This window comes from Streptomyces sp. NBC_01381, from assembly GCF_026340305.1.
Lineage (GTDB): Bacteria > Actinomycetota > Actinomycetes > Streptomycetales > Streptomycetaceae > Streptomyces.
Genome location: NZ_JAPEPI010000006.1, coordinates 70,793 through 93,643 on the forward strand (window position 1 = coordinate 70,793; position 22,851 = coordinate 93,643).

At 70.0% G+C, this 22,851-nt stretch carries 24 protein-coding genes and 2 pseudogenes; 7 read left to right on the forward strand and 19 right to left on the reverse strand.

The window, feature by feature from the left end; genetic code table 11:
• Positions 1-48: 48 nt before the first annotated feature.
• The 3 genes and pseudogenes from OG453_RS44695 to OG453_RS44705 form a co-directional block, all read right to left on the reverse strand.
• Positions 49-201, reverse strand: a pseudogene (locus OG453_RS44695) (DUF397 domain-containing protein); the annotation flags it as partial.
• A gap of 227 nt (positions 202-428) precedes the next feature.
• On the reverse strand, positions 429-665 hold the full coding sequence (locus tag OG453_RS44700) for a DUF397 domain-containing protein (RefSeq protein WP_266874579.1): 237 nt from the start codon (positions 663-665) through the stop codon (positions 429-431).
• Positions 665-1,516 carry a helix-turn-helix transcriptional regulator gene (locus tag OG453_RS44705; RefSeq protein ID WP_266874606.1) on the reverse strand — a complete coding sequence of 284 codons (852 nt, stop codon included), beginning with the start codon at positions 1,514-1,516 and terminating at the stop codon, positions 665-667. Before OG453_RS44705 ends, OG453_RS44700 begins: the two co-directional genes overlap by 1 nt.
• A gap of 479 nt (positions 1,517-1,995) precedes the next feature.
• Between OG453_RS44705 and OG453_RS44710 the strand changes: the two genes are divergently transcribed.
• The 4 genes from OG453_RS44710 to OG453_RS44725 all read left to right on the forward strand — a co-directional run bounded on the left by OG453_RS44710 (position 1,996) and on the right by OG453_RS44725 (position 4,570).
• On the forward strand, positions 1,996-2,526 hold the full coding sequence (locus OG453_RS44710; RefSeq protein ID WP_266874580.1) for a hypothetical protein: 531 nt from the start codon (positions 1,996-1,998) through the stop codon (positions 2,524-2,526).
• 98 nt (positions 2,527-2,624) lie between these two features.
• Positions 2,625-3,065, forward strand: coding sequence for an ATP-binding protein (locus OG453_RS44715; protein WP_266874581.1), 441 nt, complete (start codon positions 2,625-2,627; stop codon positions 3,063-3,065).
• Between the two features lie 127 nt (positions 3,066-3,192).
• Positions 3,193-3,612, forward strand: a complete 420-nt coding sequence (locus tag OG453_RS44720) for a hypothetical protein (RefSeq protein WP_266874582.1) — start codon at positions 3,193-3,195, stop codon at positions 3,610-3,612.
• A 376-nt stretch (positions 3,613-3,988) separates the two neighbouring features.
• Positions 3,989-4,570 (forward strand): hypothetical protein, encoded by a 582-nt coding sequence (locus OG453_RS44725; protein WP_266874583.1) that lies wholly within the window; start codon positions 3,989-3,991, stop codon positions 4,568-4,570.
• Positions 4,571-4,680: 110 nt separating this feature from the next.
• Here the strand turns inward: OG453_RS44725 and OG453_RS44730 are convergent, their stop codons facing one another.
• The 3 genes from OG453_RS44730 to OG453_RS44740 form a co-directional block, all read right to left on the reverse strand.
• Positions 4,681-5,085 carry a hypothetical protein gene (locus tag OG453_RS44730; RefSeq protein ID WP_266874584.1) on the reverse strand — a complete coding sequence of 135 codons (405 nt, stop codon included), beginning with the start codon at positions 5,083-5,085 and terminating at the stop codon, positions 4,681-4,683.
• Between the two features lie 156 nt (positions 5,086-5,241).
• Entirely contained in the window at positions 5,242-5,628 is a 387-nt protein-coding gene (locus OG453_RS44735; protein ID WP_266874585.1) for a hypothetical protein, read from the reverse strand.
• Entirely contained in the window at positions 5,625-6,629 is a 1,005-nt protein-coding gene (locus tag OG453_RS44740) for a hypothetical protein (RefSeq protein WP_266874586.1), read from the reverse strand. Before OG453_RS44740 ends, OG453_RS44735 begins: the two co-directional genes overlap by 4 nt.
• 247 nt (positions 6,630-6,876) lie before the next feature.
• On the opposite strand from OG453_RS44740, the gene OG453_RS44745 reads away from it, so the two are divergent.
• Complete coding sequence (locus OG453_RS44745; RefSeq protein WP_266874587.1) at positions 6,877-7,155, forward strand: hypothetical protein; 279 nt, start codon at positions 6,877-6,879, stop codon at positions 7,153-7,155.
• Positions 7,152-7,532, forward strand: a complete 381-nt coding sequence (locus tag OG453_RS44750) for a hypothetical protein (RefSeq protein ID WP_266874588.1) — start codon at positions 7,152-7,154, stop codon at positions 7,530-7,532. Before OG453_RS44745 ends, OG453_RS44750 begins: the two co-directional genes overlap by 4 nt.
• A 25-nt stretch (positions 7,533-7,557) precedes the next feature.
• On the opposite strand, the gene OG453_RS44755 is transcribed toward OG453_RS44750, so the two are convergent.
• The 8 genes from OG453_RS44755 to OG453_RS44790 form a co-directional block, all read right to left on the reverse strand.
• Positions 7,558-8,673, reverse strand: a complete 1,116-nt coding sequence (locus OG453_RS44755; RefSeq protein WP_266874589.1) for a bifunctional lytic transglycosylase/C40 family peptidase — start codon at positions 8,671-8,673, stop codon at positions 7,558-7,560.
• Entirely contained in the window at positions 8,670-11,264 is a 2,595-nt protein-coding gene (locus tag OG453_RS44760) for a hypothetical protein (RefSeq protein WP_266874590.1), read from the reverse strand. The genes OG453_RS44755 and OG453_RS44760 overlap by 4 nt, the downstream gene beginning before the upstream one ends.
• Complete coding sequence (locus tag OG453_RS44765; protein ID WP_266874591.1) at positions 11,261-13,807, reverse strand: ATP-binding protein; 2,547 nt, start codon at positions 13,805-13,807, stop codon at positions 11,261-11,263. The genes OG453_RS44760 and OG453_RS44765 overlap by 4 nt, the downstream gene beginning before the upstream one ends.
• A gap of 14 nt (positions 13,808-13,821) precedes the next feature.
• Positions 13,822-14,493 (reverse strand): hypothetical protein, encoded by a 672-nt coding sequence (locus OG453_RS44770; RefSeq protein ID WP_266874592.1) that lies wholly within the window; start codon positions 14,491-14,493, stop codon positions 13,822-13,824.
• Positions 14,490-14,786, reverse strand: a complete 297-nt coding sequence (locus tag OG453_RS44775) for a hypothetical protein (protein WP_266874593.1) — start codon at positions 14,784-14,786, stop codon at positions 14,490-14,492. The genes OG453_RS44770 and OG453_RS44775 overlap by 4 nt, the downstream gene beginning before the upstream one ends.
• Positions 14,786-15,829 carry a conjugal transfer protein gene (locus OG453_RS44780; RefSeq protein WP_266874594.1) on the reverse strand — a complete coding sequence of 348 codons (1,044 nt, stop codon included), beginning with the start codon at positions 15,827-15,829 and terminating at the stop codon, positions 14,786-14,788. Before OG453_RS44780 ends, OG453_RS44775 begins: the two co-directional genes overlap by 1 nt.
• Positions 15,826-16,158, reverse strand: coding sequence for a hypothetical protein (locus tag OG453_RS44785; RefSeq protein ID WP_266874595.1), 333 nt, complete (start codon positions 16,156-16,158; stop codon positions 15,826-15,828). Before OG453_RS44785 ends, OG453_RS44780 begins: the two co-directional genes overlap by 4 nt.
• Positions 16,159-16,286: 128 nt before the next feature.
• Complete coding sequence (locus OG453_RS44790; RefSeq protein WP_266874596.1) at positions 16,287-17,150, reverse strand: hypothetical protein; 864 nt, start codon at positions 17,148-17,150, stop codon at positions 16,287-16,289.
• Positions 17,151-17,336: 186 nt separating this feature from the next.
• Between OG453_RS44790 and OG453_RS44795 the strand changes: the two genes are divergently transcribed.
• Positions 17,337-17,906 (forward strand): hypothetical protein, encoded by a 570-nt coding sequence (locus OG453_RS44795; protein WP_266874597.1) that lies wholly within the window; start codon positions 17,337-17,339, stop codon positions 17,904-17,906.
• A gap of 69 nt (positions 17,907-17,975) precedes the next feature.
• Here OG453_RS44795 and OG453_RS44800 read toward each other — a convergent pair whose 3' ends face one another.
• From OG453_RS44800 to OG453_RS44820, 5 genes and pseudogenes are all read right to left on the reverse strand, one after another.
• Complete coding sequence (locus OG453_RS44800; protein ID WP_266874598.1) at positions 17,976-18,923, reverse strand: hypothetical protein; 948 nt, start codon at positions 18,921-18,923, stop codon at positions 17,976-17,978.
• 134 nt (positions 18,924-19,057) lie between these two features.
• Positions 19,058-19,273: a hypothetical protein gene (locus OG453_RS44805; RefSeq protein ID WP_266874599.1), complete on the reverse strand. Its 216-nt coding sequence runs from the start codon at positions 19,271-19,273 to the stop codon at positions 19,058-19,060.
• A gap of 77 nt (positions 19,274-19,350) precedes the next feature.
• Positions 19,351-20,010 carry a bifunctional 2-polyprenyl-6-hydroxyphenol methylase/3-demethylubiquinol 3-O-methyltransferase UbiG gene (locus OG453_RS44810; RefSeq protein WP_266874600.1) on the reverse strand — a complete coding sequence of 220 codons (660 nt, stop codon included), beginning with the start codon at positions 20,008-20,010 and terminating at the stop codon, positions 19,351-19,353.
• A 177-nt stretch (positions 20,011-20,187) separates the two neighbouring features.
• Positions 20,188-20,847, reverse strand: coding sequence for an HNH endonuclease family protein (locus tag OG453_RS44815; RefSeq protein ID WP_266874601.1), 660 nt, complete (start codon positions 20,845-20,847; stop codon positions 20,188-20,190).
• Between the two features lie 110 nt (positions 20,848-20,957).
• A pseudogene (locus OG453_RS44820) lies at positions 20,958-21,068 on the reverse strand (transposase family protein); the annotation flags it as partial.
• Between the last annotated feature and the right edge of the window lie 1,783 nt (positions 21,069-22,851).

Sequence of the window (22,851 nt, forward strand, 5' to 3'; positions counted from 1 at the left end):
CCCAGCCTGGGCCCGACCCCACTCACCACGTGCGTGCGTGGTCAGCCGTCAGATCATTCCGTTGCGGACACCTGCGACGAAGCCGACGAACGCCGACGTCGGAACCAGGACGTTCACGCCGTCCGGGATCTTGGAGTCACGCATCGCCATCCAGCCCTCCGGAGCTCGTGCCACCTCTACGCAGGCGCCGCTCTCACTGCTCGCCGACGACTTCTACCAGGCGAGTTCCTCGGGGTTGTAGCGGGGAGGGGTGGGGCGATTCATGATTAGGTCTCCTCTGCAGCGAGATCATGCAGGAGTGGTGCGTGCGGTACGCCGATGATGGCGAATTGAGAGGCTCCCTCCCACCCAACCTGGTGGACGCCGTGGCCTTCGGAAATGCCGAAGGGGGCCGAGGACGGCCCCCTTCAATGCGTATACGGGTTTGATCAGGCAGAGGGGAGATCGAACTCCCCGTGCTTGGCGCCGTCGAGCCAGCACCGCCACACGTGCTCGGTGACGATGAAGGGGGCGTTGCCCAGGTCTTCGTTGTCCCGTATCGCGACGTATCCGTTGCCCAGCAGGGCAACTTCGAGGCAGCCGCCGTTGGAGCTGGAGGCGGACGCCTTCTTCCAAGGAGCGTTCGTGAGGTCGACGGACGACGGGCGCCCGGTCGTGCTGTTCATCAGATCTCCTCCGCGGCGCTTTCAATGAGCGCCGTTGATTCATCGGGGTCGCGAGCGGAAGCCTTCAGCAGATCGAAGGTCTTGACGAAGCGGCGCACGTCGCGCTCCTTCTCCAAGTACAGGTTTCCGGCAGGCGAGTCGACGTAGACGACGGCCGGATCTTCCTCGAACTCCAGCAGGCTGAAGGCGCCGCCCAGTCCGGGGTGGCTTTCCTTGTCCATGGGGAAGATCTGGATCGTCACGTTCGGCAGTTGGGCCAGGTCCCGGATGTGCTGCAGTTGTTCGCGCATCGCTTCGCGCCCGCCGATCGGACGTCGGATGACGTTCTCGTCCATGACCGCCCATAGGTCGAGCGGCGCCTCGGTGCGGGTGAGGAGCTGTTGGCGTCCTTCGCGCAGTTTGACGAGGTCGTCGACGTCGTCTGGCCGGTGGGTGCGTGTGGCGTTCAGGATGGCCCGCGCGTACTCCGCGGTCTGCAGGATGCCGTGCACGAGGAGCGGCTCGAAGGCGCTCTCCTTGCGGGCATCGGTCTCGAGGCCGATGTATGCCTCCAGGCCCGGGGGAAGTTCCAATGCCTCCCACCAGCCTTGTTTCTGGCTGTCGCTCAGGAGTCCAAGAAGCCGGGTGACGACGGTCTCGTCCGTCACGCCATAGAACTCGCACAGCTGGATCACGTCGCCGGGCTTGGCCACGGCGCCGCCGCGGCCGTTCTCGATCCGGCTCATGCGGGTGCGGTGGCACTTCAGCAGGACCGCAGCGTCCTCAAGTTCCTTGTTCGCGTCTTTCCTCAGCCGTCGGAGTTCTTTGCCGAGCTGGCGACGGTGCACCGTCGGACTGGTTGGTGCCGGCATCCCCGCCCTCGCTCTCCGCTTCCGGCGCTTAGTGCGCGCACTTGCTTGGCCCCAGTCTGCCGCATCTCCCGGACGAGCTGCACACATCAGGTCTCTCCCTCTCTGCGATCTCGCACAAATGCTCCCGCACGTTCCACGCACGTGCGTAGCACTTGTGCAGAACGTGCGTACAGCGGCACTCTAGGGGCAGTCGCTACGTGATGTAGCAGCGCGATAGCGCAGAGTTGATCAAGAGGGGTGGGCGTGATGTCCGCGAAACGGCCAGCAGCCGCCGACGTACGCGCGGCACCGCTAGACCCCTTACACACGACGCCCGATCAAGACGCCCGGCTCAACGGCCGGGCCTGCGCACGATGCAGCGGCACCGATGACCTACGACCGGGCGGAATGGCCAAGACGATCAGCGGCCCGGTGGGCCAGGGCCTCCTTGCCTGGCCCGTGAAGGTCTGCCGCCACTGCCGGAACACCGGGGGCACCCAATGACCGCCTACGGCCCCGCCGAGCGATGGACACCCGGCACCCGACCCCGCCGCCCCGCCGAGTCCTGGACGCCGGGCACCCCTCCCGGCGAACACCTCTGGCAGGCCTGGCAGGTAGGCCGGTGCGCCACCGTCCGCGTCACCGGGGCCGACGTCGTGCGCATCACTGCCTCTCTGGCCGACGCGGTGCGGACCTTGCTCGAGGAGCGGAAGATCCCCCTCGGCCCGGTCTTGGATACCCGCCCGCGCGGCGCCGTCGAGTTCACCGTGCCCGCCGGTACTTCCGCCACCTGGCCGCCTCTGCCCGACACCCAATGCGTCTCCGAGGCCGAACTCCGGTGCCCCGCCCCCGATGTGACGGCCGCCAGCGGCCGTCGTGTGGGCGGCCGCTGCTGGATCCTTTCGCCGTCCCACACCCCGCACGCCGTAACCGACGCCAACGCCCTGCGCGAGGCCGTCACCACCGCACTTGCCCACCGGCGCGATGCCCGCGCCGACACCCCGCCGAGCCGCCCGGGAGGGCGCGGATGATGTACAGATCAGCACCGGGAAGCCAGAGCGCCGTCGAGCCGGACCGCGACGCAGAGGCACGCCCGGGTGATGACCACGAGCCTGGCACGCTGTGCACTGTGCTCCGGCTGTCCGGGTCCTCCAAGCAGACGCCGGGCGACGCCCGCGCCAAGGTCGGCACCACGCTCACTGACTGGGGCGTCGCCGAGGCCGTACGCAGGGACCTGCAGCTGATCGTCAGCGAACTCACCACCAACTCCGTCACGTACACCCGCAGTCCAGAAGTCGTCGTCTCCGTCACGCTCACCGACAAGACGGCCGCAGTGAGCGTCGACGACCAAGGTCCCCACCGCCATCTCAGCCCCCAAAGTGCGGGTCCCGAGGCCGAACACGGCCGGGGCCTGTGGCTCGTCGCCACCGTGGCGAGCCGGTGGGAGCAGAGCGAGACCGACGACGGCGGCACCACCGTGCGAGCGGAAATCGACCTCCCCAGCCATCAGCTGCCAACCACTCCCCACGCCACCGAGGACACCCCCGATGCCCCCCGAGATCACCCCTGAACACGCCCGCGCGTTGTACGCGGAGATGAACCCCAGCTACCTCCCGCACGTGGTGCGGCCTCAGCTGGAGAGGGTGCCGCCGTACGGCCGCTTACGTGTGAGGACTCCCCACCAGACCATCCGGTCGATGACCTGGACGTTTCCATCCCACGCCACGGAAACCCGCGAGTACGCGTGCTTGAACGTGGGCTTGGCCGCCCTCGGGTGGGGCCTGCCCGGGGCAGTGGCCGACGAGCTCGGCAACGAGGCCGCCGCGTTGACCGCACTCGCCGCAGAGCTCGAGTTCCCCGGCGCACGCCAGGCCGTCACCGCGGCCCTCGACGCCAGCCGCGCCATCGTGGGCGTGGTCGCCCTCACCGGCCGCCAGGACCTGACGGAACTGGAGGCACCCCAGGATCCCGGCGTAGTCGAGGCAGTACGGGGCCACACCGCGATGACGGGCAGGCTCGACCTCCCGGCGGGGCCCGCTCTGATCACGGTGGTAGAACTCCTGGGCCCCGGCCCCTCACCCGATCGCCTCCCTGCAACGCCGACGGGAGACGGGTGACGCCATGAGCGCACATCAGCACTACTGGAACCACGTGCGGGTGCCCTACATCGCGTCAGCCTGCACGGCTGCACCACGGTCGACCTGGACGACCTGGCCGCGGCCGGGCGAGCGGGAGCCCGCGCAACGCGCTCGGCAGCCGACGGAGGCGCGCGGTGAGGACAAAAGCCCGCCGGATCCCCGGCGTCCTGCGCGCGTCCCGCGTCGAGGGCAAATCGACCGCCTTCTCCCGCCCCCTCCTTCGGTGATGACGACTCGGAGGAGGGGCGCGGGGCTCAACTCGCCTGGGCCAGCCCCTCATCAGGCAGCACGACGCCGAGCCCGGTGCACAGAGGCTTCCGCCACAACGTGTGGCGGGGGAAAGGAGAGCACATCCATGAGCGTCACCATGCCGCAGCCCCACGAGGTGGGCGAGGCCGCACGCCGTATGCGTACGGCGTTCGAGACAGATGAGGAGTTCACCGCGTTCCGCACCGCCGTCCTCACCTACAACAAGGACTGGCCCTGCTACTCAGGCTTCGCGGTGATCTCCGAGTGGGACATCGCCAGGGACGGCGAGCCCCTGTTCACCGAGGGCCTGCGCGCCCTACTCCTGAAGTCTGCCGTGTTCGCGCTGACCGGAGACGAGCGCGCGGCGGAGATCGCGCTGCCCAACCCGGTCGACGACGTCACCCACGCCATGCTCGCCCAGCCGCAGATGCTCACGCGGATGACCGAGCGACTGGGCATGACGGTGATCCACCAGACCGACCAGGAACACCTCACCTACGACACCGGCGGCTACACCTACGCCTGCTACGTCGCCGCATTCGGCGACGAGCCGCCCACCCGGTACTGGATCGACAAGGGTGAAGTCGACCGTCGTCTCGCGCTCCTGGACATTGAGCACCAGAAGATCGGGATCAGGGACAACGGACTGTCCCACGGCTTCACGTTCGCCCCGGCGCCTGCGGCCTAGCCCAAGCCCGGCACGGCCTCTCCCGGTTCCACGACGGACCGGGAGAGGCCCTTCTGCTTGTACGCTCGCAGGCGCGTGGACGGGCACTGCGCCTGATGGGGAGGTCCTCGCTAGCTGAGCGCACGGCGCAGCGTCTCCAGCACATCGACATCCGGGAACACCCGAGGGATCTCCGCGTACGCCTGCTCGATGAGGCCATCGAGCAGAGCAGGCGCCGCGCCATACAACAGATCATGCAGGTAGGGCACCAGCTCGGCTTCCGTTTCCGGCAGCTCGACCTTCTTGACCAGCGGCGCGCCCTCGCTCTTGTACATGGCGACAGGCAGGCCGACCTTCTCGGGGTGCACACACACCGGCACCCGGTCCGCGGAGTAGCGAAAGCCGTCGGAGGGATCGAAAGGCGCCTCCTTGCAGGGCCTTTCGTACACGTCGAACTCACCGACGGGCAGGCGTCGCGACGGGCAGACGCCACACGCGAGGTGGAGTACGTCCCCACTGACGAAGGCCTCGACCATGGGGCGAGGATATCCACCATGGCCAGGAGGAAGGCGGCATCCCGACCGCCCGTGACCCGTACTGGGGTGCCCAGGGCGACGTTGACGCCGTCACCAGCACGATCAGCGTTCCAACCACATCTCGCCGGTGCCGAGGCAAAGCGCAGGCGCGCAGCATCAGCTCTCCGGCTGGCGGCGCAGGTACCGCCAGAAGCGCGCGAGGCTGCCCACGTTGCGGTGGCGCAGGAGATGGGCAGCGCCGGCGAGGAAGAGGCACGCGTAGGCGAGTGCGGCGACCGAGCCACCAAGGATCAGAAGGACCGCACCGACAAGACCACCCGGTGACAGGTACAACTCGTTCAGGATCTGGGAGCACCGATGCAGCTGGTGCTGCACGACGAGGGCGAGCAGCCAGACGATGGCGATCAGTACGGGGAAGGGGCCAAGGGCCCCCAGCCAGGTCATGAATCGCCGAAGGCGCTGGAGGCGGTGGGAGCTGGCCGTGATGACGCGTTCGGCCTGGCTGATCGGGTCGTCGAGGGTTCCGTCGCGATGGGGCGTCATGCCCGGCCCCTTCGGTTGACGCGCAGCGAGTTGAGTTGGGTGGCGGCATACCGGTGCGCGGTAGCGAGCTCGCCCAACGCGGCGGCGTGGTCGGCCAGGACCTGCGGGGGCAGCGTGTCGCCGTCCAGCTCTACCGACCCGGTCGGGCCGTCGGGGAACTCGTCCTGAGGTTCCGCGCGGAGGTTCACCGTCCGGTCCAAGTCCTGATGCGCAGCGGCGGCTTCGGCGACCTGGCGGGCGAGCGCGCTGTAGAGGTCCTCGTAAGCGCGCAGCCTGGCGTCACAGTTCGGCCAGGTGACGCGTTCGGCCAGCAGGCCGGCAGCGTCCCACAACACGCGGTGACCGAGCCGGGCCGCGTGCGACAGCTCCGGCAGGTCGATGGTGGCGGCCGCCTGGGCGACCTGGTCGTGCAGGACGATCAGGCGCCCCAGGTACGCGCGGGCCGGCTCGGCCTCGATGACGCGGACGAAGCGACGGGCGACGGTGTCGAGATGACGCGGCAGGACCGAGACATACAGCGGAACAAGCAGCATCACCGGGACCACGACACCGACCGGCAGCAGATCCCTGGCCAGGGCGTGGAGCCCTGCCGTGAGGCTGACGAGCGCGGTGAACGCTGTGGGGAGGGTGAGCGAGAAGAGCCGCAACCCGGGCGGGCGCCGGTTGAGCCACCTCCGAGCAAGGACCGCGGAACGAGGCATCTGCGGTGGCAGGACACCGATCTGGCAGGGCTCCTCGGGTTCTGCCTCGCCGAGTGAGGCCTGCCAGCGCATCCAGCCCCAGCTCGTTCGCCGCCCGATGCGAATGAACACCGAAGCGGAATGGGGCGCTTCGGGAGAGTGGAGCTCAGCGCCATACCGCTGAACCCGGCGGCACTGCTCCTCCCAGCGTCCCGGCTGGCCGGCGAAGGGGCGCAGCACGTCGTTGCACACTGCATCGTCCGGGGACGCGGGGGAGACGACATCGGGAGCAACGGCCGTCGGGCCGTGGAGGTCGGGCATGGTGCCTGCCTTCCGCATCGGTGGTCCCCAATCCGGGGTGCGTTGAGGGAAGGGGAGCGCAGCGGCACCAGATGTGACACCGGCCGAAGAATTTCTCCACCTCGCCCACAGCGTGGGGCGGACGGCGCACACCAAGAAGCCGTGTCACACCTTCGCTGTAAGCAGTTCGTGCTGGTCAGGGCCCAGACCCCACTGCAGCAGTACGGAGACGCTTCACACCGGTTCTACCGGCGGTAGAGTGGCGGGTATGGGGAAACCGGACACGAGCATCAAGACGACCCAGCAAGCCCGCGACCGGCTGCGCGTCCTCGCGGAAGAGGGCGGCACGACCATCGCCGACCTGGTCGAGGAACTTGCCCTGTCTCGCTTGACGGCGTCTGAGCGCGAGGAGCGTGCCCGCGAGGCAGCCGCTGATCTCGGCCTGGCCTACACCCCCGAGCTCAAGGCCCGGGGCCAGGCGGCGTGGGATCTCGTCGCGCGTCACGCCGAGCAGCAGGGGAAGAACAGCGGGACCGACGCCGCGTGAACCTGACCGTCGTCCTCGATCACACCGCGCTGATCGGCCTCTTCAGGGGAGAGGAGTTCTTCACCAGCCTGTACGTGGAGGCCTCACACCGCCGGGGCCACATCATCGCCCCGGCCCTGTCCATCCTGACCGCCGAGCGCGAGACGCCGGGAGCCGGAACGCACGCAGCCTCTCGTCCCTTCATGACGATCGCGCCCTTCGAGACAGCGAACCTGCGGGACTCGCTGACCTGGCCGACCACTGTCCCGTGGGCTGTCGTACACCCAGCCGCCCTGCACTGGCAGGCGCTGTCCCAGGGCGAAACGCTCCACGTGATCAGCACCGCCCCTGAGCTGTACGCCGGCACTGGCGTAAGCCCTCTCAATCCCTACGCGTAACCCGGTCATCAGGACGAAAGGCGCGTCATAGAACGCGGCGGATTTCCCAGGCGTATTGGGTCCAGTAGCCGGTGGTGACAGGGGTAGTCTCGACGTTTTTGCCGGTTCTGGGGGCGTTGACCATCTTCCCGTTGCCGATGTAGAGGCCGACGTGGCCCCACCCGTTCTTGTTGAAGACGATGATGTCGCCGGGCTTCATATCGCTGCGAGACACGCCCTCTCCAATGCTGCGCATGGCTTGTGAGGTGCGGGGGAGGGTGATGTGGGCGCCTTTGTAGAAGGCGTACATCATCAGCCCTGAGCAGTCGAAGCCGCCGCCGGTGGGGCCGCTGGTGCTGCCGCCGCCCCAGACATAGGGCACGCCTTGCTGAGCGAGGGCGGCCTGGATGACGTCTCCGGCGCGGCCGCTGACGGCGGTGTTGTCGCTGGTGGAGGGGGCGAGTTGGTCGTACTGGCGGATGAAGCCGAGGACTTTGTCGGCGTACCAGCCGGCGTTGTTGTACCGCAGGATCGCCTTGCGGAGCGTGGTGTCGTTGCTGAGGTCGCTTTTCCCGGTGCCACACAGGAGGGCGGCGGTGCCGAGCGCGGCGTCGAACGCGTTGTGCGGGTCTTCGACGCCGTCACCGTTGCCGTCCTGACCGCTGTCGCCCTTCCAGGTGGAGGGCAGGAACTGCATGGGCCCAACTGCCCGGTCGTAGTCGGTGTCGTCGTCCCAGGCGCCGCCGTCGGTGTCGGGGAAGGCCGTGGTGTTCCCGCCCGCCCCGCTGCCGTCCAGCCGCATCCCGATGATCCGCGGCGTGATCTTCCCGTCGGGGGCGACCTTGCGGCCCCCGGCGTGGTTGGACTCGACCTTCCCGATCCCGGCGATGACCGACCAGCGTGCCCCGCTGCACTTGGGGCGCACCGTGCGGATGCGGTCGGCCGCGGAGCCGTAGGCGGCGAGCATGACCGCGCTGACCCCGTCCACGTGCGCGGGCACGCCCTTCCCCGCAGCCGGGGCGCCCCCGGCCCCGGCCTCGTCTTCGTGTTCCGCGGCGCCGCCGGCGACCGCGGCGACGAACAGGATGCAGATCCCTAGGACGAACGCGATCGGGCTGAGCAGCAGGCCGGAGGCGAGCAGCGCCTTCTTGTGGCCGGTCACGGGCGGCCGCCGCTGCGGCGGCGGGGCGCGGGCCGCACGGGGATCCGCGGTGCGGGAGGCGGCGGGTTGTTGCCGTTGTTCCCGTTGTTGTTTCCGGTCGGTGGCATGCGCAGTTGGACGCGGGCCAGGCGCCGCTGCAGCGCGGCCTGCTGCTGGCTGGCCGGCGGCTGCGGGACCCGGGGCGGCAGCGGACGGCGCCGCGGCGCGGGCGAGGCGGCAGCCGGAGAGGGGCGGCGCGCAGGTCCTGCAGGGCGCACCGGCGCGGCGGGTCGCCGCCCGGCGCGGGCCGCAGCGGCTGCGGGGCGCTGGGGCGGGGTGTAGCGGCCCAGGGGGCGCCGGCCGGTGGCGATGCGTCCGAGGGAGCGCAGGTTGTGCCCATACTCCTTGCCGAAGTTCGCCACGGGCGGGGCGTATTGCTGGTGGACCTGGGCCAGACGCTGGCCCAGCTGCTGAACTCCGCCGGTGACCTGTCCAGGAACCGCCGCCACCGCCGCGGTGGTGCGGCGGGCGGCCCGCGGCCCGTAGACCGGCAGGCCGATCGTGGACTTCAGCCCGAACTTGGTCACCGCGATGCCGCCCTTGGCGGCGGCCTTCGTGGTGCCGACGGCGGCCTTGGCCGTGCCGCCGATCACCCGGCCGGTGCCGCGCGCGAGGCGCCCGACCAGCGCGGTGGAGCCGCGTGCGTGTCCGTAGGCGGCGCCGGCCGCGCCGCCGCTGGCGGCCATCGCGCCGAGCATCATCCCGCCGACCAGCAGCTTGCGGCCGATGCCGCGTCGCGGGGCCTGCTGACCGAGTTCGGAGGGCTCGCTGCCACCGAAGACACTGGAGTTGAGGCGGGAGCGGGCGCGCAGGGCTGCGCTCTCGGTGGCCCTGGCCAGGCGCTTGCGGTAGACGAACGCGCTGATGCACACGAAATCGATGACGATGAAGCGGACGGTGACACCGCCGGGCAGATCCTTCTCGGGGGCGTTGATGATGGCGGTGATCACCACGATCAGCACGGCCAGGGCCAGGACGGCTGCCACCATCAGGGCCAGCGAGCGCATGGTCGAGGTGGCTCTGGACCACAGCCAGGAGCGTCCCGGGCCGGGTAGTACTCCGATGACCAGGGCGACCTTCGCGATCATCGCCTCTTTGGCGATGCAGAACTGCGCATACAGGAAGCTGCTGTCGACGACGGTGATGAACAGGCAGGTCAGGAACGCGGCCAGCAGCATGAAGAACGCGCCGCCGACCTTGTCCATCGACGCCTTCTTCAGCGACGTGGCGCCGCCCTTGACGCAGGCCTTCTCGAACTTCACGACCGGGCCCTTGCTCTTCGCCTTCTCCTTGATGACCCGGTCGGGCACCTCGGTGAAGCTGCCCATGAGGCCGCCGAGGGTGTCGCCGACCCACGGAATCTTCTCCTTCATCATGTTCTCGCCGCTGTCCAGCAGCTCGTCCATGTACTGGTCGGCGACGGCCTGCTCGATCCGCGACTCCTGGAACTCCTTGGCGCACTTGCCTTCGAAGGTCTGCCCGTAGGACAGCAGCATCGCGGGGCGGACGACGAAGGCGTCGGCGAGCGCGTCGGTGATGGGCCGCGACAGCTGGTTGGACTCGGCGCTCTCCCACCCGCCGCCGTCCTTGCCGGAGTTGGTCAGGGTGGTGGGCTTGTCGGTGTTGAGGTCCTGGTTGTCCAGGACCAGGGCGGCGACCTCGATGGCCAGGGCGCGGGTGGTGGCCACGGCGCCGTCCTGCTCGGACAGCAGCATCTGCGGCGGGGCGGCCAGGGTGGTCACGGCGAGCGCGGAGATGACCAGGGCGGCGGCGGCCTCGCCCCAGCCGCGGGCCCGCTGACCGAACATCAGGTGCCATCCGGCGATGGTCCCGGCGTAGGTCAGGCACACCCCCGGCAGCCCGATCTGCACAACCACGTTGGCATACAGCGCATCGGAGACGATCAGGGCCGGTTTGAGGAGCAGCCCGGCGAGCTTGAAACTGAGTGACCAGGCGATGAGGAAGCACGCGAACGACACGAGCCATTTGGTGGCCAGGAACAGCATCTCCACCAAGAACGCTTCGATCTTGAGGTCCCAGTCTTTCCAGCTGCCGGTGTCGGAGTAGATCCGGTAGGCGGAGACGGGGTTGCCGTACTGGTCGGTGACCTCGAACGCGGACAGCACGCCGCCGTTGCGCCGGTCGTTCTTGTACTGGGCGATGCGCTTGTTCCAGTCCGCGAGCCAGGCAGCCCGCTTCCGCGCCCGCTCCTCCTCCTTGTCCTCCTTGTCCTTCTGTTCCTGCGCGTCCTCATCCCCGTTGGGGGCGTAGGGGACCTTGGGCTCGTCCCGGCGCTCCTCTGGCGGCAGCAGACCGGGCACCTCCGGTTCCAGGCCCGGCTCGTACTGGGAGGGTGAGGGGGCGGGCGGCGGTTCGGGAGCCGCGCCCGCGCTGCCGGCCAGCAGCAGCGACAGCAGCGTGGCGAGCAGCAGCAGCCCCGCGCCGAGCGCGAAGGCCCGCCGCGGCCTGGCCCAGGCTTTCACCCCGCCGCCCAACCGCCGCCCCACGTTCAGCGTGCGCGCCCGGACGGTGCCGGGGTTGAGGGCGTTCATGCGGCGGCTGCCAGAGGCTGGGAGTGAATGTTCTTCGCTGCCTGTTTGTCGGCCGGGATGAGGATCTGCATGCCGCCGATGCGCCCGTTGAGGTCGCGGTGCAGGCACTCGCCGGCCCGTGCGGCTTTCTCCTCGTCGTCGACGTTGATGGGGGAGAGGCTGGTTGTGACCAGGTTGAGGAGGTCCTCGTCGTGCGGGTCGCAGCCCAGGAAGCGCAGGCCGCGGCGGGCCAGTTCCCGGTCGGTGTGACGGAAGAGGAATTTGCGAGGGATCAGGCCGAGGATGACCTGCCCGATCTCACTGTCCGCGGGCCCGATGTCGTTGGGATCGTGCGAGCCGACCAAGGCGGCCGAGTTGTGCTTGCGGCCATCGCGGACGACCTCGAGGAGCAGCTCGCAGCCTTCGGGGCTGGAGGTCAGCCACCAGCACTCGTCCCACACGACCGCGGAGAATTCCTCGTCGCGCGCGAAGGCGATCTTCCTGCTGAGTGCGGCGATCAGATACATCGCCGCGCGGCCGAAGGTCTTCTCGAACTCGAGGCGGTCCAGCGACCCTTCCAGTTCGCGCTTCTTGGGCAGCGCGAGGGAGGCGACGGAGAACACCACGGAGTCGGCCTCACTGGTGCGCACGACGGGCAGCGTCTCGTCGAACAGGGCCCGGCCCAGGTCCTTGCGGGCCACCGCGCCCAGGCGGCGCGCCATCGTCCTGGAGGCGGGATCCTCGGCGCCGCGCGTGGTCAGTTCCTCGGCCAGCACCCGCATCGAGGGCCGTGGCCCGGCGAGGACCGAGGCGATCGCCTCGGACAGGGCGATGCCCTCGTCGCTCATCGGCGACGTGCCCAGCAACAGGGTCAGGAACGATTCGGTGAACCGCTGAGCCTCGCCCGCGTCCTCGAAGATCCGCAGGGGGTCGAGGGAGACGGAGGCGGTGTTGTCGATCGTGATGACCTGCGTTTCCCCGGGGCAGGCGCGGGCGAAGCGCACCCATTCCTGCTTGGGCGTGCGGTCCACGATCACCGCGCGGCCGCGGCTGCGGCGCACGCCCAGGCGCCGTCCGGCGGCCAGGATCGCGTACACCGCCGCCTTCAACGCGACGCTCTTGCCCGCGCCGAGCTCGCCGCAGTACGCGGCCGACGCGGAGGCGTTCTCCCGCGGCGCGCGCGCGAAGTCGATCAGGACCGGGCGCATCCCGCCGCCGGCCAACTGCAGCCCGTACAGGGGTCCGTGGTCATCGCCCAGGCCGCTGCCGGCGAACGGCCCGGCCATCGCGAAGTCGCGGGCGAGCAGGTACTGGGCGTACTGGAGCATGACGCGGGGGGTGCGGGCGCCGGGCAGCATCCCGTACCAGAGGTTCTCCATCTCGCCGCGCGGCCGGTCAAAGACGTACTCGTTGCCGCCGAAGTACCCGGCCAGTTCGGTGGCCCGGCGTTCGGCCTCGCCGGGGCTGTCGCCCCACACGCACAGCGTGACCATGGCGCGGACCTCGACCTCGGAGGCGGAGGAGGTGAGGCGGTCGCGGTATTCGTCCATGCCGGCGGCGGCCTTGTCCACGCTCGCGGGCACGCCCGCGGTCTCGGCGTCGTACTCGCTGTACTGTCCGGCCAGTTCGCGGGCCTGGCGGCGGGACTTGGCCTCGGCGCTCGCTCCGCCCTCGACGGCCAGGCGCACGACCCAGTCGACGGGGTAGGGGAACTGGTCGACGTCGGCGAGGAATTCGCTGCCGGGGAAGATGAAGGACTCGGGCATCTGGGACAGGCCGAGCAGTGCCTGGTAGGAGGTGCCCCACTCGGTCGTCGACTCCAGCCAGCGCCGCTGGAACGACGGCGCCGTGGCCGTGCGCCGCTTCCGGCCGCGGGGGGCGGGCTTCTGGCGGGAGAGGCCGCCTTCGGCGAGGATCACTTGCCCGAGCGCGGCAACGGAGCGGCCCCGCCCGCGTGTTTGATGCAGCGTGTGTCCCTCGGGCAGCAGCGGTTCGACGACGCCGCGGCGCGCGCTGTGCCCGTAGATCCACATGATCTCGGCCTCGCTGGCGGGCCGCATCCGCACCGCGGAGGGCCAGGTCGCGGCCATGTCGGCGGCCTGCACCAGCCGCTCGAGCTCCTCCTCGGCGGACACCGGCGCGGGCAGCAGGCCCAGCGTCCAGGCCAGTTCCGCCTTCGAGGCTCGCACCGCATCCGTCACGGCCTGGCGGCGGGAGGTGGGCAGTTTCACCGCGAGCCAGTCGGTGCGCCCGGTCAGCTCCAGCTGCTCGAGCTGGTCCAGCACCGTGTGTGCCAGGCGGGTGTAGCGCGGGGAGTCGGCCAGATTCACCCCCGCCGTCATCTTCTCCACCACGGAGGCGGGGTTGACCTGCGGGCACAGCGACAGCAGCATCGACTCGCCGCGCAGCTGCTTGACCAGCGACTCCAGACTGCCCAGGCGCTCCTTCTTCGCACGGCGCGAGGCGTTGGCGTGCGCCGAGCCCTCCACCCGCCAGATCGCCCACACACTGCCGTGGACCGTCCAGATGACATTGCCCGACATGTGCCGCACCGGGACCCGCATGACTCAATTCCCCTTTACTTGTGTGCTGCGTTGGCGTGCGCGGCTAGCCGCGCCTGGATCCCCGAGCGCACCCGCACCGGACCGGCCGGACCCTGCGACACCCCCACCGGGGCCGCCACCGGGGCGGGTGCGGGCCTCACCCGCGGGGTGGCCGGGACGGCGGCCGCCAGCGGCAGCGGGCGTGCCTTGAGAGCCCGCTCCGACGGCGCGGCGGCTGCCACGGCTGCCACGGCTGGTGCGGGGGAAGGGCGCAGGGTGAGCGTGCAGCGCCCGCGCACCGCCGTACGCCGCGTCAACTCCTTGACCGGGCGGCCGCCCAGGCGTCCCTCGGCGGGCGAGCCGAGCACGCTCAGCACGCTGCCGGCTACGGCCAGGGGGTTGCGTCCATCGACGCTGACCCGCCGCACCGCGAACGCGAGCGAGATCGGCACCGCCACGGCGATCAGCACGTTCCCTACCGCCCCGAAGTGCGCCCACAGCGGCCGGAACAGCAGCAGCAGCGCGAACGAGGCGGCCGCGACGGCCAGCTGAGGAATCGTGTACGGGCCGCCCCACAGCCGGCCGCCGCCGGGGAACGTGCCGATCACCAGTGGATGGCGCCGCGCCTTGGTGTAGCAGCGTCCGATCAGCGTCTCCTCGGCCTCGCTGCTGAACGGCTCCTGGGCCGCCGAGCTCGCCGCGCTCACCGCTGCTCGCGCACGTCAACGACGAGGACCTGCGCCGATGCGTTGTCCTTGCGGTCGAGGTCTTCGCCGGTCTTGTCCCGCAGGGTCTCCATGTTCGCGATGCCCCACCAGATCGCCCCCGCCATCACCGCGGCGACGAACGCCTTCAGCGGGGACTTGGTCTGCCCCCAGATGTAGAGCGTGAACAGCGCGCCGGCGATCGGCGGGGCCACGTTGACGAGGATGTCGTTGAAATCGGTGCCGATCGACTTGACGTCGTCGAGCACGCCGGCGGCCATGACCAGGCTTTCCATCAGTTGTGTCCCTTCTGAGAGTTGCCCAGGGCGGGCGCGGCATCGAGCGCGGAGATCTCCCAGCGCCCGTCCCGCGCCTGCAGCGCGAGCGCGTAGGTCAGCGGCCGGGTCTGACCGGCCCGGTCCGTGGCTTCGAGGTCGACGAGCAGCTCGCGCCGGGCGCCCTCGCTCACGTCCGCGTTCGGCTGGAACTGGCCTCCGCGCTCGGCGAGCTGAGTGAGCTTGATCTGCTCGTACGGGGCGGGGGAGATGGCGCTCAGGTTGGTGCCCGGCGACAGGTAGCGGTCCAGCTCACCCGTGCCGCTCAGGTAGGCGGCGAGGAACTCGCCCACGGTGGCGCTGGCGGCCTCGTTCTCGTCCGCGGGCACGGGATGCCCGTAGCCGAGTTCAGGCGCTTCGCCCGGCTCTGGCGCGGCGACCTCGGCCGGCAGTCCGGCGGCGATGTACGCGCCACCGGGTCCGGCCGACCGCACGGCGACCTGGAAGTACCGCAGCACCTCACCAGCCGCCGCATCCGTCGCGTCCGGCGAATCGTCCTTCTTGGCCGGGCCCTTGGTCCCGGTCAGGTGCGCGGCCACGGTCACCGACCAGTAGCCGTCCGAGACCTCCCTGACCCGCACCGTCGCCAGCCGCTCCGCACGCTGGGCACCGGGCTTGGCGTCCAGCACCACATCGCGCACGCCCGGGAAGTACGGCTGCAGCGAGGCCTCGCTGCCCTGCCCGGCTCGCGCGTACGCCGCGACGTACAGCTCGGCGAACCCCGCCGGCCCGGCCGCATCCCGCACCACTGCCGGTGCCGTGGCCCGCGGCTGGGGCGCACCCACCGCGGTCGAAGGCTGCGCCAGCGCGTACAGGCCAAGTGCCGGTCCCGCGATCAGCAGCGCCCAGGCCGTCCACCGCACCAGGGCGGTCAGGTTCGCGGCCGCGCCACTGGACACGGTGACCCACCCGGCCTCCGCCTCCGCCCCGCCCTCCTCGAACTCCGGGGGCTGGTCCTCGTACGCGTCGGCCGGGGCAGGCGCCTTGCGCCAGGCCGCCCTCATGCCCCGGCCTCCCGCTCGGCCTCACCCGCGGAACCCAGCGACCACGGTGGCCGCGTCTTGCCCCCGCCGAGCTCGCCGATATACGTCGCGCGTGCCTGTAGTTCGGTGATGCGGGCGCGCAGCACCCCCTCGGGCAGCGACCGCAGACGATCTGCCAACTCCTGGCCCTCATCCGCGTCCTCGTCCATGTACGCCCGCAGCGCCTCCACCGTCCGCTCGGCGAACGGCTCCTTCACCAAGGCTGTGGCCACGAGCATTGCCCTCCGCTTGATCGCCACCAGCCGTTCCTCATCCGCCTGCAGCTCCACGCCGTCCTGCTCCTCACGCATCGCCTGACTCCTCGCTTCGATCAGCCCGCCTCGCGCAGGCCGCAGACCCGCACGTCCCGGGAAGGGGAGGCGGCAAGCCGCGGATGTGACAGCCGGTCCGGAGATTTCTCCGCGTACTGCTGCGCGGCTCATGCCGCGGCCGCCCACAGCGGGGCCGCCGCACGCAGGCGCACCACCGCGCGCCGCCGCTTCTGCCGGATTGCCGCCGCGCTCACCCCCGCCGCGCGGGCCGCGGCAAGGTCCTCCACCGCGCCGGCCTCGCGGTAGTGATCCGAGATCGCGGCTGCCGCATCCGTGGTCAGGTGCTTCTCTGCCAGCGCCCACACCAGGAGTTCGACCAGCTCGCCGCGGGCCCCGGCGAGCTCTTCCACCGGCTCCGCGGCTTTCCTGAGACCGGCGGCTTCCGCGGCGTTGGCCAGCAGCACGACCTCGGCCTGCGCCAGCGGATCCGCCACCGAGCCCTCGCGCAGCTCCTTCTCGCCGGGCAGCTCCTCGCCGCTGGGCGCGAACTCCCGCCCCAACTCACGCGAGACGATGTGCCACAGCTCCAGGCGCAGATTCCGCGCCAGCTGCCGGTGGCGCCGCTCGATGGGGAAGGAGCGCACCACCTGATACAGCGCGGCGACGACCAGCTGCGCCACGTCGGTGAACTCCTCGCCCGCCCGCAGGCACCGCCGCGTCATCCGCACAGCGCCGGGCAGCATCGCCTGCACCACTACCCGGGCCGCCAGCTGCGCCTGCTCGCCCTCGCTCACCGCGCGTTCGAGCAGCACCGTCAGCCAGGCGTCGCTGAAGCGCCGCCCCTCCTCCTGCGAGCGCTGCTGCAGGAGGTCGTGGAGCTCGTCCAGGCGGTGCGGCGTCTGCTCGTCGACGACGCCCGCCTCGATCAGCCAGCCGCGCACCTGAGCAGCGGGAGCGGGGCGGTCGCACAGCCAACGCCACTCGGCGTTCAGGCGATTGACCACGTTGTTGTCGACGTGCGCGGTGTTCACGGCAGGCTCCTCTCGGATCAACTGCCGTGAACCATCGCCACCGCCCCTTACCTAACTGCTTCCCCAATCACGGCAAAAGGCCAGGTCAGAGCCGGGTAACCGCAGATTCACCGAAGTGGCGCACACGTGGGTAACCGGCTGCGGGCGACAGCGATCCCGGTTACCGCACCGGGAAGGAGCCGGTCCGTGACTACCCCGCCCGGAAAGGCGGTCCAGCGGCAGGCGATGCCCGGCCCGTCAGCCGTGTCAGCTCGCTGTGAGAGCAGATCGGCTGGTCAGCATGAATGCGGGTCGCCTATCACCCTCGCGCTCGTTGTGCGGAGTATGAGTACGACTGATACCCCGGCAGAGGCGGAGAGCGTGCTGAGGGAGGAGTTCCGGCGGTGTCTGCTGGTGGACCCGAAGCAGGCTCTGGCCATGGTGGAAGGACTCGTGCTCTTCATGCACGTGGAGACCGGATATGCCACGCAGGCCGCACGCGGCTCCGGGGTGAGTTGGCGGGAGATCGGCAGAGCCATGGCGCTGGTCGACGACGCCGGAATTCTGCTCCGTCAGGCCGCCGCACTGTTTCTGGGCTTGCCCGCCGCTGATCGTGCAGCGGAACGGGAGATGGTCGCCCAGGCGCTCGCAGAGCAAAGGGAGTATGAGGAAGACGAGGCTGCGGAGTTGCTGGGCGAGCCGAGGGATCGGGAACCGGATGTCTGGGCGGCTGCCGTTGACCGGTTCCGTCGTGGGGTGCACGGCCAAGCTCTGTGACAGATAGCTGAGTGACGTGACCGCGGAGCTTGCTGCCTTCCTGCTATCAGATGCCCGTTGCCCGAAGGGTCAGGAGGACCCGCTAGAGCGGGAAGGAGCGGCGGGCAGGGCCTGCACCGCAGCTTCCTTCGCGGCGATCAACGCAGTCGTGAACCGGTCAGCTACCGCAGCCGCTTCGTTGGACATCTGCCCCAGTCCGTCGACGGCAACTTCGGTGCGCGCGGTGGAGGCGAGGAAGTCGAGCAACTCGCCGCTGTCCCTCTCGAGCTGCTCGACCTGGCGCAGTTCCTGGAGACGGGCGTCGGCCTCGGCGGTCTGCGCCGCGAAGGCCTCGATCGCCTCGACCTGCCGCTCGAGGTCTCCGAGCCCAGTGGCAAGCGCGCTCTTCCTGGCCTTGAGGAGCCCGGCCGCCTCCCCGCTCTGCACGTCGCTGGGTGTCTCGTCGATGAGTCGGCTGTATGTGGCCAGGGAGCGGGCTACGTCCCAGAACTGGGCGGGGAGCTGGAGCTCCGCATGCTGCCGGTCGATCAGATCGCGGGCGAGGACCTCGGAGCCGAGGACCTGGCGCGCCGCAGTGCGCGCCCGCCGCAGGAGGGCCGAGGCATCCTCGGTGAGCTGAGAAGGCAGCACAAACCGGTCCCGTGCCGTGCGGACCTCCTTCCAGATCCGGGTCCAGTCGTGGGCGAGCATGGTCCCGATGACGATCCAGGCGCCAGCCACACCAGCAGCCAACGGCAGGATGGAGCCCAGCAAGTCCGCGGCGCGGCTGAACATGTAGTGCCAAGCACCCATGTTGCTGGAGTATTCGGCCGAGGCCGTGCTGTCCGCGTTCTTGTCGAGCAACCACCACAGGCCCGTTCCCGCGCCCAGCGGAACACCGGCACGGATCAGGTAGGGCACCGCATCCCACAGGGCAGACCGCGTCGGCAGCGCGGGATCGCCATAGCTCTGCAGATCCGAAGGCGAGGTCTTGTACAAGAACTTGCGCACATGGGCGGGCAGACCGGGATCAACCACAGGCGATGTATCGCTGGACCCGAGCAACGCCTCAGCATCCCGCATGGCCCCTCGCCCTCTTCGCGTCATGCCCCGCATTGTGCCCGCTCCGATGAAGGCCAGGCCAGGAGGCAGAAAACTCTCTGATCAGCAGCTCAGTCCAGTGCCGGGATGCGGCCGGCGAGCTGGACGACGAACGCCGCCGCGAGCTCGCCCGCCTCGCCTTCGTCATTGGCGCTGATCCAGTGCGCCAGCTCAAGCGCCACTCTCGCCTCACCCAGGCTCATGACGGGCACCCGCTCCTCCTGGCCCTCGAGAAGATCCCATGCCGTGCTGAGGTCGATCGCCGCGTCGCTCATCGCATCCGACAACGCGGAGAGGGAAGCATGGTTACGTACGTAGGCCCGGCGGGCGCCTCGTGTGCGGGCAACTGGGCTGTGCGGATTGGCTACGCCCGTACAGCTGACACCATCAGCGTTCCCGCCTTGCCGTCGTCGGGCGCGTCCAGCACGTAGGCCTCGACCTGGGTGAAGCCGTGCCGTTTGAGCAGGTCCGCCCAAGTGTGGGGCGGGTACTGCCAGCGCAGCACCGTGAGTTCTGCCTGCTCCAGGTGTTTGCCGCCCATAGCCTGGGGGCCGTAGACGCTGGCGGCGGGCATGGCCTGGCTGAAGGCCAGGACGCCGCCGCGGTCGAGGCGTCCAAAGATCAGAGGGAGCAGTTCGTCGGGGTCGGTGAACCACAGCGCCCCCCACACCGAGTAGACCGCGTCATAGACGCTCTCGTCGCGGCGCAGGAAGTCGCAGGCGTCGGCCTGCACGAAGTGCACGTTGGGCTCGGCGTTCCACCAGGAGCGAGCCCGTTCCACCTGGACATGGGACAGGTCGACGCCGGTTACCTTCACGCCCTGGCGGGCCAGGAACACCGCTTCCTTGCCTTGCGCGGGCCCCAGGTCCAGGGCCCGGCGCGGGGCGCCGAGCAGCTCGGCGCCGGGCCCGTGGCCGCCGTACTGAGTCCACTCGAACTCGGGCTGCGGGGCCGGTGCGTTGGGGTCGTGCGCGGGCAGGTAGCGGTCCCAGTACTCGGCGGCGGTGTGGGGCGCGGTGGGCATGGGGCTCCTTGGGAGGCCGGTGGGACCCGCTCTGTGAGCTGGTCACCGTACCGGCGAGCCGCACCCCGCGCCGGGGAACGACGTGCCCTGCCCGCATCTGCACGCGCGAGGGCCCGGGGCGCTCCTCACGCCCCCGGGCCCGACCGCTTCCGGTAGTTCAGTGGCCGTCGTGCTGGGCTACCGCGCCCGCTCGACCTCGATCAGTGTGTTGGGGCACTCGTTCAGTGTGCTGGCGAGCTTGGCAGCTTCGGCCGGGTCGACGGCGAGGGACCACCTCGTCTTGATCGTGACCCAGGTGGTCACGTACTCGCAGTGGTAGCCCGCGGCCGGCGGCATCCACGTCGCGGGGTCTTGATCCGCCTTACTCCTGTTGCTGGCCGCGGTGACCGCGATCAACGACCTCGTGTCATCGAGGTCGTTGGCGTACGCCTCGCGCTCCTTGGGAGTCCAGGCGGAGGCGCCGGAATCCCAGCTTTCGGCGAGCGGGACGTAGTGGTCGATGTCGAGGGCGCGAGGGCCGTCGACGTATTGGTCGTCGTAGGGGCTGTACCAGCGTCCGCCAGTGAGGGTGCAGCGCCCGGTGCGGTCGGGGGCAGTGACAGCTTCGTCGAGAAGGACCTCGGACCGCGTTGAGCAGCCGTCACGGTCAGCGTCGATCCAGTGGCGGAAGAGGTCTCGGTCGTAGCCGGTGCGGACCTCGTCGGTGACGGTCAGTGCGGCGAGGGCATCGCGGACGGGCAGGTTGATGGTGTCGCCGGGGTCGGCAGCGTGGACCGAGGTGGTGGGGGCGAGCAGGGCGGCAAGGGCAGCCAGGACGGCTGCGGCGCGGATGCGCACGGGCTCCTCCGAAGGTCACGAAACGGGTCGTGATCTTCGTAGCGGGAGGCGATGGTGCGCCGGGCCGGATTCCTTGGGTGCGCCACTCGCGTGGGCGGTAAGTCGGATGTTCGCACCGTCAGCTTCACCACGACTCGACGACCGCCGACGGGCAGCTCGGCCAGCCGCCGTACGTATCTGCTGTGCACTCGACCGGAAGGTGCCGAGCAGTCCGGGCACCTCAACACCCTCACCCCACCGTGTGCTTCGGCCACCACCAGCCCGTTCAACTCGGCGAAACGGTCGAGCAACAACTTTGCCGCCATGGGCGCCTTCATCGCCGGGCCCAGTGGGGCAGAACGAGCGGGGTATGCCGGGCAAGCAAGTACCGGCGTAACTACCGGCGTAACTACCGGCCTAGGTACCGGCGTAACTACCGGCGTAACTACCGGCGTCGAAGCGGGCTGCCTGATGTTCGTGCAGGTCAGACGTGCTGGGTAACCGGGAATGGGCCGCTGACACCTCTTCTCCCATGTGGAGAAGAGGGTCTTCTTCTCCTGGGGGCGCGGAGTGTGGCGCAGCTGCTCGTGCCGCGTGCCGCTGTGGGCATGCGCCGCTGCGGTCCGCGGCCCTCGCGCGCCGGGGTTCGCCGACGGGGCCGGCACAGGCGCCGCCGGAGCAGCGTCGGGCGTCCGGCCGCGCCCGTCCGGGACCGGGGCGGGGTGCTCGGCCTCTGGGGCGGGCTCGCCCGTGCACGGGGCGGACATCATCCCGTGGGGCGTGCGCAGACGCCGTGCCCAGCTCTTGCGTTCGTCGCTGGTCATCCAGGACCGGCCCGCTACGTGCGACAGGCGAGCTCTGTACGCGTCCGCTTCGGTCGCATGGATTCCTGCGGGCCACGTGTGGCACAGAGCCAGAGCCTCCCGTCCGGCGTGCGATGCCATAAGGACCGCCCACCGGCCGTCGCCTTCCCCGCGTACCCTTCCCCGCGTCAGGAATCCCCCGTCGTACAGAGCTTGGACCCGCTCAGCTTTTACAGGGCGCGCGCCGGCTGAGGCAGTCAGAGCGACGAACCGATTGCCGGTCAGCATGCGTAGACGGCCAGCCTCCGCGGCTTCCATGACCTTGATGTGAGCGTGAGCCCATCCCAGTGTGGGGACGTAGTCCTGCGCGCGAATCCAGCGCAGATAGTGCCGTGTGCGGTCCGACTCCCACTGGGCCGGAGCGCCGGTCTCTTCGTCCGCCGGGAGCCAGTACTCGGCCTGCGGGGGTTCGACACCCGGCACGGCGCCACCCTCCGCCTCCCAAGCATCGACCCCACACGGGTCACTGACTACGTCGACCGCGGAGACAGGGGCGGGGGGAACGCTCGATGGCGCCCTGTCCGCAGAACCCGCCGCTGCGGGGGCGATTTCCTCGTACGTCACGGCGTCGCCCCACTCGGCCAGAACATCGGCGGGGGTCAACGGCGTCGGTGCCTTGGGCGCCTTGAGGGGGCTCGGCGCCGGAGTCCACGTCGGTGCGGGAGCGGTCGCCGCATCCTCGATCGTCCCGCGGATCGTCGCTTCGAACGTGCGACGCTCTTCGACTCGGGCGAGCATGAGCGCTTCGGCCTGCTCGCGGGACCGGATCGGCTTTCGGTCGGCGGTGCGAACCTGCTCGGTCTTGCGCCACGTGCGGGGGGATTTCCGCAGGTCGGCAGGGTGCTTGTCCTGGCGGGTGATGAACCACTCACCCTTGTGGCACGCAACCCAGAAGCGATGTCCGCGCCACGATGCCACGACCTCCCACCGCTGCGGAATCGACTCCTCGCGCCAGCACAGCACCACGCGCGCGGAATCGTCAGGATTTCCCTTGGAGCGCTGCGGGCCCTTGGCCATCATGGCCAGAGTGTTGCGGGCGTTGCTGTCGGCAGCGCGCGCGTTGGCTTCCCTGTCCTTGGCCCACCACGCTTCCGGGGTCGGAACGTCGGAAGGCGTCGCAGCGTCGACCGGTACGGCGGGGGCGACCGGAACGACCGTGGCG

Bases quoted from the DNA above. Each gene is read 5' to 3' on its own strand.
- OG453_RS44740 (WP_266874586.1), bottom strand. From the start codon at position 6,629: ATGCCCGACCTCCACGGCCCGACGGCCGTTGCTCCCGATGTCGTCTCC.
- OG453_RS44775 (WP_266874593.1), bottom strand. From the start codon at position 14,786: ATGGAAAGCCTGGTCATGGCCGCCGGCGTGCTCGACGACGTCAAGTCG.
- OG453_RS44705 (WP_266874606.1), bottom strand. From the start codon at position 1,516: ATGCCGGCACCAACCAGTCCGACGGTGCACCGTCGCCAGCTCGGCAAA.
- OG453_RS44720 (WP_266874582.1), top strand. From the start codon at position 3,193: ATGACCTGGACGTTTCCATCCCACGCCACGGAAACCCGCGAGTACGCG.
- OG453_RS44760 (WP_266874590.1), bottom strand. From the start codon at position 11,264: ATGAACGCCCTCAACCCCGGCACCGTCCGGGCGCGCACGCTGAACGTG.
- OG453_RS44785 (WP_266874595.1), bottom strand. From the start codon at position 16,158: ATGCGTGAGGAGCAGGACGGCGTGGAGCTGCAGGCGGATGAGGAACGG.
- OG453_RS44700 (WP_266874579.1), bottom strand. From the start codon at position 665: ATGAACAGCACGACCGGGCGCCCGTCGTCCGTCGACCTCACGAACGCT.
- OG453_RS44730 (WP_266874584.1), bottom strand. From the start codon at position 5,085: ATGGTCGAGGCCTTCGTCAGTGGGGACGTACTCCACCTCGCGTGTGGC.
- OG453_RS44810 (WP_266874600.1), bottom strand. From the start codon at position 20,010: ATGCCCACCGCGCCCCACACCGCCGCCGAGTACTGGGACCGCTACCTG.
- OG453_RS44725 (WP_266874583.1), top strand. From the start codon at position 3,989: ATGAGCGTCACCATGCCGCAGCCCCACGAGGTGGGCGAGGCCGCACGC.
- OG453_RS44735 (WP_266874585.1), bottom strand. From the start codon at position 5,628: ATGACGCCCCATCGCGACGGAACCCTCGACGACCCGATCAGCCAGGCC.
- OG453_RS44780 (WP_266874594.1), bottom strand. From the start codon at position 15,829: ATGAGGGCGGCCTGGCGCAAGGCGCCTGCCCCGGCCGACGCGTACGAG.
- OG453_RS44710 (WP_266874580.1), top strand. From the start codon at position 1,996: ATGACCGCCTACGGCCCCGCCGAGCGATGGACACCCGGCACCCGACCC.
- OG453_RS44765 (WP_266874591.1), bottom strand. From the start codon at position 13,807: ATGCGGGTCCCGGTGCGGCACATGTCGGGCAATGTCATCTGGACGGTC.
- OG453_RS44745 (WP_266874587.1), top strand. From the start codon at position 6,877: ATGGGGAAACCGGACACGAGCATCAAGACGACCCAGCAAGCCCGCGAC.